Here is an 8308-nt window from a genome sequence, read left to right as displayed (position 1 = left end):
GTTCCGGGGCGCTGTCCCGCTCCCGTCGGCGGGCGCCGAAATCGGCGGGTTGGGAGCGACCGGCGCCACCGGCGGAGTAGCGGCCAACAGTCCTCTCCAGGCGGTCGTCAATGGGATCGCGCTCCGGCCGGCCGGAGGAACGCTCTGCGCGGGGGTTGTCCCAGGAATCGGCTTCCTCCCGGCGGCTGGCGGCACGCTCCGGGATGGCGGCGCGACTGGGCCGGCGCGGCCGGTAGAAGTCGTCATCGGGTCCCTCTCTGGAGGGGATGCGGCGCCGCAGGGGCTCCGGCTCATCGAAGCGGTCCGGCTCGTCGTCGTAGCTGCGGCCACCGCCCAGGCCGCCCCGCGGCCGGAACGGCGCGGCGGGTTCCTCGTCGTCGAAGTAGGAGGAGCGGCGAGCCTGCTCCGTGGTCACCCCACGCAGGCGGACGCTCTCATAGGCGAAGAAAACAGTGGTGCCAGCGAGCAGAAACTGACCGAACTGCAGGATCGGGTCGAGGCGCCAGCCCTGAAAGAAGAGAATGCCGCCGCAGAGCAGGCCGATGGCGGCGAAGAAAACGTCGTAGTCCCGGGCCAGGGCCGGCTTGAAGCTCCTCATGAAGTAGAGGAAAGCTCCGCCGACCGCCAGGACGATGCCGACGATGCTGGCCCAGTTGAGGCTGGCGTTGACCACGGCGGTTCACCCGGGCGATGGGCAACACTCTAAGGACCGTACCCGCGACGTCAGCGGAAGCTCAGAGCCGCCGATCGAGCTGGTCGTTCTGACTGATCAGCACCAGGGCGATGGCGATGGGGATCACCACGATGACCGCGCCCCAGCCGAGGCTGCTGAGAAAGTTGGCGAGGGAAGGGGTCATGGCAGGCGTTCGCTCTGGACAACTCGGGGGATCCTAGGCAGTGGCGGCGGCTTCCTACCATCGACCTTCAGACGCTTAGAGCTTTGTGACGGCCCTGGCCCTTCCCGCACTGGCGCCCCTGCCCCTGCTGCACCTGGCCCTGGGGCTGGCCCTGGCGGGCTGGACCCTGTTGTTCCTGTTCCGGATCGTCCTCACCTGGTATCCGAGTGTGGACCTCACCAAGGGGGTGATGCAGCTGGTGGGGGCACCCACCGAGCCCCTGCTGGTCCTCACCCGTCGCCTGATCCAGCCCATCGGTGGGGTGGATGTGACGCCGGTGGTCTGGGTGGGGCTGATCAGCCTGCTGCGTGAGTTGCTGGTCGGTCAGCAGGGTCTGCTCACCCTGGCCCTGCTGCGCAGCCAGCTCACCGGTTGAGCATCTCCTCCTCGACGAACTTGGTCCAGACCTCACCGCGCTGGAACTCCTGGCGATCCAGCAGGGCGAGGTGGAATTCGATGGTGGTGGGGATCCCCGTGACGGCACATTCCGACAGGGCCCGTCGCATGCGGCGGATGGCGTGGTCGCGGTCGACCCCCCAGACGATCAGCTTGCCGATCAGGGAGTCGTAGAAGGGGGGGATTTCATAGCCCGTGTAGACGTGGCTGTCGATGCGCACCCCAGGGCCTCCGGGGGGAAGCCAGCCGGTGATCCTGCCCGGGGCGGGCCGGAAGTTGTGGCTGGGGTCCTCGGCGTTGATGCGGCACTCGATGGCATGGCCGCGCACCTGGATCTGGTCCTGGCGCACGGAGATCGGCTCGCCGCCGGCGATGCGCAGCTGCTCGGCGATCAGGTCGATGCCGGTCACCATCTCGGTGACGGGATGCTCCACCTGGATGCGGGTGTTCATCTCCATGAAGTAGAAGGCGCCGCTCTTGTCCACCAGGAACTCCACCGTGCCGGCGCCCTCGTAGTCGATGCTGCGGGCCGCCGCCACCGCCGCCTCGCCCATGCGGCGTCGCAGCTCCGGATCCAGGCCCGGGCTGGGGGCCTCCTCCAGCAGCTTCTGGTGGCGGCGCTGGATCGAGCAGTCCCTTTCGCCCAGGTGGACCACGTTGCCGTGGCGGTCGGCCAGCACCTGCACCTCCACGTGCCGGGGCCGGTCGATGAACTTCTCCATGTAGAGGCCAGGGTTGCCGAAGGCGGCCTCCGCCTCCCCCTGGGCAGCTCTGAACAGGCTGTCCAGCTGATCGGCGGCCGGCACCAGGCGCATGCCCCGACCACCACCACCGGCGGTGGCCTTGATCATCACGGGGTAGCCCATCGTCTCGGCGAGGGCGGCCGCCTGGCTGGGATCGTCCAGCAGCCCCTCGCTGCCGGGGATGGTGGGCACACCCACCTGTTGCATCGTGATCTTGGCCGTCGATTTGTCGCCCATGGCCAGGATCGCGGCCGGCGAGGGGCCCACGAAGATCAGGCCGTGGTCGAGGCACTTCTCGGCGAAGTCGGCGTTCTCCGCCAGGAAGCCGTAGCCGGGATGGATGGCGTCGGCGCCGCGGGAGGTGGCGGCCGCCAGGATGTTGGGAACGTTGAGGTAGCTGCGGCTGCTGGGGGCTTCCCCCACGCAGACCGCCTCATCGGCCAGCTGCACGTGCAGGGCGTTTTTATCCACGGTGCTGTAGACGGCCACAGTGGCGATGCCGAGCTCCCGGCAGCTGCGCAGGATGCGGAGGGCGATTTCGCCTCGGTTGGCGATCAGCAGTTTGCCGATGGGCATCCGTGCAGGTCCGGGCGATCAGGGCTGGCGGGGGTGCGGCCGTGCCGGGGCGGACTGTATCAGTGCTCACCGGCGCCCCCCGGCGGCGAGGGCCTTCGGGGCTGGGGGGAGCCCATGGGTATATTGCTCAACCGGTGCGGTGCTTCGGCCTGCGCCTGCCACGCGGATGTGGTGGAATTGGTAGACACGCACGTTTGAGGGGCGTGTGGCTTCGGCCTTGCGAGTTCAAGTCTCGCCATCCGCATTTTTCTTTTCCCGCTCCCGTCCCCCGGAACCTGCGGTTCTCTTGACCCAGCCGTCGCCGGTCTCCGCTCCAGCCGCAGGCAGCGCGATCGTGCTGGTCAGCAACGGTCCGGGGGAACTGAGCACCTGGGTGCGGCCCCTGGCGGAGCAGCTCCATGGCCTGGAGCCGCTGCGGCCCCGCGATCCCGCCGCCAGCTGCAGCCTGCGGCTGGTGCTCGTTCCCTGCCCCAACGCCACCGGCGCCGAGCAGCGGGTGGCCGAGGGCTGGGGCCTGTTCGAGCGGGTGCTGCCGGCCACCCGCTTCTGGTGGCTGCTGCTGCGGCCCCGCCGCCACGGCCCCTGGCCCGAGCGGGGGGTGGTGGTGTTCCTCGGTGGTGACCAGTTCTGGACCGTGCTGCTTTCGGCCCGGCTGGGCTACCGCCACCTCACCTATGCCGAATGGGTGGCCCGCTGGCCCCGCTGGAACGACCGCATCGCCGTGATGGGTCCCGCCGCCGCCGGCCGCCTGGCACCCCGCTGGCGCCAGCGGGCCACGGTGGTGGGGGACCTGATGGCGGATCTTTCGGCCCTGGCCCGCCAGGACGCCCCCCTGCCCGCCGGCGACTGGGTGGCCCTGCTGCCCGGCTCGAAGCGGGCCAAGTTGCTGGTGGGCGTGCCGTTCCTGCTCGAGACCGCCGACCGGCTGGCGGCCCTGCGGCCCGGCTGCCGTTTCCTGCTGCCGGTGGCACCCACCACCTCGGTGCGGGAGCTGCTGGCCTATGGCGGGCCGTCCAATCCCCTGAATCGGGGCCAGGGGGCCGGCGAGCCCCATCGCCAGGGCGATGAGCTGGTCACGGCGGCCGGCACCCGCATCCTGCTGCTGGAGCAGCATCCGGCCCATGCCGCCCTGAGCCAGTGCGCCCTGGCGCTCACGACGGTGGGCGCCAACACCGCCGAGCTGGGGGCCCTGGCGGTGCCGATGATCGTGCTGGTGCCCACCCAGCATCTGGCGGTGATGCAGGCCTGGGATGGCTGGCTGGGGCTGCTGGCCCGGTTGCCCCTGCTGCGGCGGCTGGTGGGGGTGGCCCTCACCGCCTGGCGCATGCGTCACCGGGGTTTCCTGGCCTGGCCCAACATCTCCGCCGGCCGTGCCGTGGTGCCGGAAAGGGTCGGGCCGATCGAACCGGCCCAGATCGCCGCCGAGGCGGCCGACTGGCTGGAGCATCCCGAGCGCCTCTCAGCCATGGCCGACGACCTGCGCAGCCTGCGGGGAGCGCCGGGGGCCGTCTCGGCTGTGGCGGCGATGGTGCGTGGCCTGCTGCCGCCACCGGAGCGCTCCGGGAGGCCCATACGATCTGGATAGGATTGGCTCAACCATTGCCCCACGCGGGGTTTGAGACCATGCCGTCGAGCGAATCCACCCCCCTCCAGAGCGTCAACGATCCCGACTGGCGGGCCCAGCTGACGCCCGAGCAATACCGGGTGGCCCGCGAGGGGGGCACGGAACGGGCCTTCACCGGTGCCTACTGGAACAACAAGGCCACCGGGATGTACCACTGCGTCTGCTGCGGCAGCGAGCTGTTCAGTTCCGCCACCAAGTTCGATTCCGGCACCGGCTGGCCCAGCTTCTGGGCGGGCGTCGGCGCCGGGGCGATCACCACCCAAACCGATCGCACCCACGGCATGGAGCGCACCGAGATCCGCTGCGCCAGCTGTGACGCCCACCTCGGCCATGTCTTCAACGACGGCCCTGCCCCCAGCGGCCAGCGCTACTGCGTCAATTCGGCGTCGCTGCGCTTCGCGGAAGGCTGAGGCCGCCCCCCGGCCGCTTCACCAGGGATCGTCGAGGATCTCCGGCTCCACATCCACCGGCTCCTTCGGCCGGGGAGCTGGGGCCTGGGGACGCTCTGCCCGCAGCGGCTCCCGTTCGCGCTCAGGCTCAGCAAAGTCCCGCCCAGGGGCTTCGACAGGGGCCCTGTAGGTCTCCGGCTCGAAGGAACGCTCGTCCCGATAGCGCTCCCGGTCGTAGCGCTCGTCTTCGTAGCGCTCATCTACATAGGGGTTGTCGTACCGGGCGGGGTTGCGTTCTCTGTCCTGCCCGTAGGGGTCGGCCGGTGCCGGCCGGGGTTCGGGGCGCTGACGCGGCTCGGGCAGGTCGTCGTCGAGGTAGCGGCGCTGGCGCAGGGGCTCCCGTTCGCGCCGTTCCTCCAGCTCCACGTACTCCAGTTCTTCGCTGGGCTGGAAGCTGCGGCTGGTGGCCGGCTGAATGCGGCGCTGCTCCTGGGCGGTGGGCTGGCCGGCGGGCAGCTGGTTCTCGGCGGGAACGGCCCCGGTGCGGAAGCGATCCCGCTCTTCCTGCTCCCAGCTGGCGCCGCCGATGCCCAGTTTTTCCAGCAGGCCTGTGCCCAGCTGCTTGAGCTTCTCCTCGGCTCCCTCGTAGACGATGATTCGGTCCGGGCCGCTGCTGACGACCTCCCCCACCGGCATCTCCCAGGTGCTGAGCACCCCTTCCCCCAGCAGGGGAACGCCGAGGGCCCCGATCACCAGGGTGGTGAGTTCGCCGGTTTCGATGTCGAAGCTGAAGCCGAGCACCCGGCCGAGCTGCTCCCCCGATTCGGTGATCACCTGGCAGTTGATGACCTTGCTGTACCGCTCGGGATTGAAGCCCTCGGCCAGAGAGTCGACCGAATCCACCAGGATCACGTCTCCCACCTGGCGGATGCGATCCAGCGGCATCCAGCGGGGCAGGCCCGGCAGGAAGCGGGTGAGGGGGTTGTCGCGCAGGCCCAGGGCCACCACCTCGCGCCGGTCGATGTCGACCACCACCTCACCGACGACGCCCAGCCGCCGGCCGGTGTCCCGGGTGATCACCTGGGTGCCCATCAGTTCGGAGCGCAACCAGAGGCGGTCGCTGCTGGCGGCGGGTTCGGTGGAGGGGGGAATCGGGGAGGTCAAATCCGGAGATCGGGGCTGGACGGCAGGGGGAACGGGAGCGACTTCACGGCCTGGAACAGCCTTGTCGGCCCATTGTGGCCCACGCGGTCGGCTCAGGCCGCCGGCGGCAAACCGACCACCTGGGTATGGGAGCCGCGGGCCTGGGTGACGCCGATGGTGCGGGTGGCCGCGGCGATCATCGGCCGGCGGTGGCTCACCACCATGAACTGGGCCTGGTGGGCCTGGGCGGCGATCAGGGCGGCCAGCCGCTCCACGTTCACCCCATCGAGGAAGCTGTCCACCTCGTCGAGGGCATAGAAGGGGGACGGGCGGAAGCGCTGCAGGGCGAACAGGAAGCTCAGGGCGGTCAGGGATTTCTCACCGCCCGACATCGAGGCCAGCCGCCGCACCGCCTTGCCCTTGGGGTGGGCCACCAGGGTCAGGCCGCCCTCAAGGGGCTGCTCGGGGTTCTCCAGCTGCAGGTGTCCCTCGCCGTCGGAAAGGCCGGCGAAGATCGTCTGGAAATGGCCGTCCACGGCCCGGAAGGCCTCCATGAAGGCCTCCTGGCGCAGGGTGGCCACCGTTTCGATCCGCAGCAGCAGTTCCTCCCGCTCCTTGCTGAGCACCTCCAGCCGCTCGTCCAGGTCGGCCAGCCGCTGCTCCAGCTGCTCCAGCTCCTCGAGGGCGAGCATGTTGACCGGCTCAAGGGCCTCCATGCGCTGCTGCAGCTGGCGCAGGCTCTGCTGCAGCGCCTCCAGGCCGCCCTCGCGCACCTCCTCGGACAGCTCGGGCCGGGGCTCGGGCAGCTCCCGTTCCATCTGGGCCAGCCGCAGGCCGTGGCTGCGCTGCTCCTCGGCCAGGGCCAGCCGCTCCTCCTGGCGCCGCTGCAGCTCCCACTGGCGCTGCTGCAGGGCCTGGCGCTGGCCGGCCAGATGGGCTTCGGCCCCGTCGCGGGCGCGGCGCCGTTCGCCGAAGCGGGTCTGCAGCTCGCTCTGTTGCCGCTCCAGCAGGGTGCGGCGCTCCTGCTCCGCCTGTTGCCGCTCCTTCCAGAGCTGGCGTTCCCCCACCAGGGCCTGCACCGCCTCCACCAGCCGCCGCTCCTCCCCGGCGAGGGCCTCCAGCTGGCTGCCCAGGCGTTCGGCCCCCAGGGCCCGCTCCCGTCGCTCCGCCTCCAGGCCATCCCGCTGGCGTCGGGCCTCCACCAGGGCCTGGTCGGCCCGTTCCAGCTCGCTCTGCAGCCCCTGCCAGCGGGCACTGTCGTCGTTGCCGCTGGCGGCGCGCTCGGCCTCCTCCAGCTCCGCCAGGGCCTGGCGCAGGGGGGGCAGGATCCGGTCGAGGACGTCCATCCTGCCGCGGTCGGCCCGGTGGGCCTCCTGGAGCTGCAGCAGCCGGCTGCTCACCTGGTCGCGCCGTTGCAGCCGCGGGGCCAGGGTGCGCTCGGCGGCGCTGCGTTCGGCCTGGAGGGCGGCCTGGCGCTGCTGCAGCTCCAGCAGGGCCGGCCTGGCCTCCTCCAGGCCGCGGCCCAGCTCCGCCTCGCGACGGCGGCAGGCCAGCAGGCTCTCCCCCAGCTCCAGCAGGCGCTGCCGCAGGGGCTCGGCCTCATCGCCTTCGCTGCTGCGGCCGAAGCCCAGCTGGCCGGAGCGCTGCTGCAGGCTGCCGCCGGTCATGGCGCCGCTCTTCTCCAGCAGTTCGCCCTCCAGGGTCACGGCGCGGCAGCGGCCCAGTTCCCGGCGGGCGTCGGCGAGGGTGGCGAACACCAGGGTGTCGCCGAAGACGTAGCGGAAGACATCGGCGTAGACGGGCTCGTGGCGGATCAGATCCACCGCCCGCCCCACCAGTCCGCCGGCCCCTGCGGCGCCAGGCTGGCCCCGCTGCAGGGCCGCCCCCCCCGAGCCGCCACCGCCGCCGCCCCGGATGCGGTTGAGGGGCAGGAAGGTGAGGCGGCCAGCGCGGCGGCTCTTGAGCAGTTCGATCGCCCGGGCGGCGATGCGGTCGTCCTCCACCACCACCTGGGCCAGGCGCCCCCCCGCCGCCACCTCCAGGGCCACCCGCAGGCGCTCCTCCACCTCGCCCAGCTGGGCCACCGAGCCGTGGATTCCCTCGAGGCCCGCCTCCAGCAGCAGGCGCAGGGCGCCGGTGCCGCGACTTTCCTGCAGGGTCTCGCGGCGGCTGTCGAGGCGGGCAATCTCCCGCTCGAGGCTGGTCTGCTCCTGCTCCAGCCGCGCCCGGGTGCGCTGCTGCAGGGCCAGGGCCTCGGCCAGTTCCTGGGCCTGCCGCTGGCGGTCCTCCAGGCCGGCCAGCAGGGCGCGTTCCTGCTCCGCCAGGGCCGCCAGGGCGGCGGCGGCCTCCGCATGGGCCGCGTCCTCCTGGAGTTCCTCACCGCCCAGCTCCTCGAGCCGCTCGCCCGCCTGCCGCAGCCGTTCCTCCAGCTGCTGGCGTTCGGCCAGCAGGGGGGCGAGCCGCTCCTGCAGCTCCTGGCGCCGGCGGCTGCGGACCTGCTGCCCCTCCAGCCAGCTGCCGGAGCGGCCGGCCACCTCCCCG

Annotated in this window: 8 protein-coding genes and 1 tRNA gene; 4 read left to right on the top strand and 5 right to left on the bottom strand. The window is 71.6% G+C overall.

Going from position 1 to position 8308, the window contains the following annotated elements; all coding sequences use genetic code 11:
* Together VB739_RS15690 and psbX are read right to left on the bottom strand one after the other, a co-directional pair.
* A partial coding sequence (locus VB739_RS15690; protein ID WP_323357960.1) for a Ycf66 family protein occupies positions 1-673 on the bottom strand: 673 nt, incomplete at its 3' end.
* Between the two features lie 61 nt (positions 674-734).
* Complete coding sequence (psbX, locus tag VB739_RS15685) at positions 735-857, bottom strand: photosystem II reaction center X protein (RefSeq protein WP_216909263.1); 123 nt, start codon at positions 855-857, stop codon at positions 735-737.
* 85 nt (positions 858-942) lie between these two features.
* Here psbX and VB739_RS15680 point away from each other — a divergent pair, with 85 nt between their 5' ends.
* On the top strand, positions 943-1272 hold the full coding sequence (locus tag VB739_RS15680) for a YggT family protein (protein ID WP_323357959.1): 330 nt from the start codon (positions 943-945) through the stop codon (positions 1270-1272).
* On the opposite strand, the gene accC is transcribed toward VB739_RS15680, so the two are convergent.
* Entirely contained in the window at positions 1262-2611 is a 1350-nt protein-coding gene (accC, locus tag VB739_RS15675; RefSeq protein ID WP_323357958.1) for an acetyl-CoA carboxylase biotin carboxylase subunit, read from the bottom strand. The two genes, VB739_RS15680 and accC, sit on opposite strands and share 11 nt — an antisense overlap.
* 162 nt (positions 2612-2773) lie before the next feature.
* Between accC and VB739_RS15670 the strand changes: the two genes are divergently transcribed.
* The 3 genes from VB739_RS15670 (at position 2774) to msrB (ending at position 4645) form a co-directional block, all read left to right on the top strand.
* Positions 2774-2855, top strand: a tRNA-Leu gene (locus VB739_RS15670).
* A 42-nt stretch (positions 2856-2897) separates the two neighbouring features.
* Complete coding sequence (locus VB739_RS15665) at positions 2898-4196, top strand: glycosyl transferase (protein ID WP_323357957.1); 1299 nt, start codon at positions 2898-2900, stop codon at positions 4194-4196.
* A gap of 38 nt (positions 4197-4234) precedes the next feature.
* Positions 4235-4645, top strand: coding sequence for a peptide-methionine (R)-S-oxide reductase MsrB (gene msrB, locus VB739_RS15660; RefSeq protein WP_323357956.1), 411 nt, complete (start codon positions 4235-4237; stop codon positions 4643-4645).
* An 18-nt stretch (positions 4646-4663) separates the two neighbouring features.
* On the opposite strand, the gene VB739_RS15655 is transcribed toward msrB, so the two are convergent.
* Together VB739_RS15655 and VB739_RS15650 are read right to left on the bottom strand one after the other, a co-directional pair.
* Complete coding sequence (locus VB739_RS15655) at positions 4664-5788, bottom strand: PRC-barrel domain-containing protein (RefSeq protein ID WP_323357955.1); 1125 nt, start codon at positions 5786-5788, stop codon at positions 4664-4666.
* A gap of 92 nt (positions 5789-5880) precedes the next feature.
* The coding region (locus VB739_RS15650; protein WP_323357954.1) for a chromosome segregation protein SMC at positions 5881-8308 on the bottom strand (2428 nt) is incomplete at its 5' end.

The organism is Cyanobium gracile UHCC 0281 (assembly GCF_034931305.1).
Classification (GTDB): Bacteria; Cyanobacteriota; Cyanobacteriia; order PCC-6307; family Cyanobiaceae; genus Cyanobium; species Cyanobium gracile_A.
The sequence above is the reverse complement of the archived record's forward strand: the minus strand, read 5'-3'. Positions and strand labels throughout refer to the sequence as shown.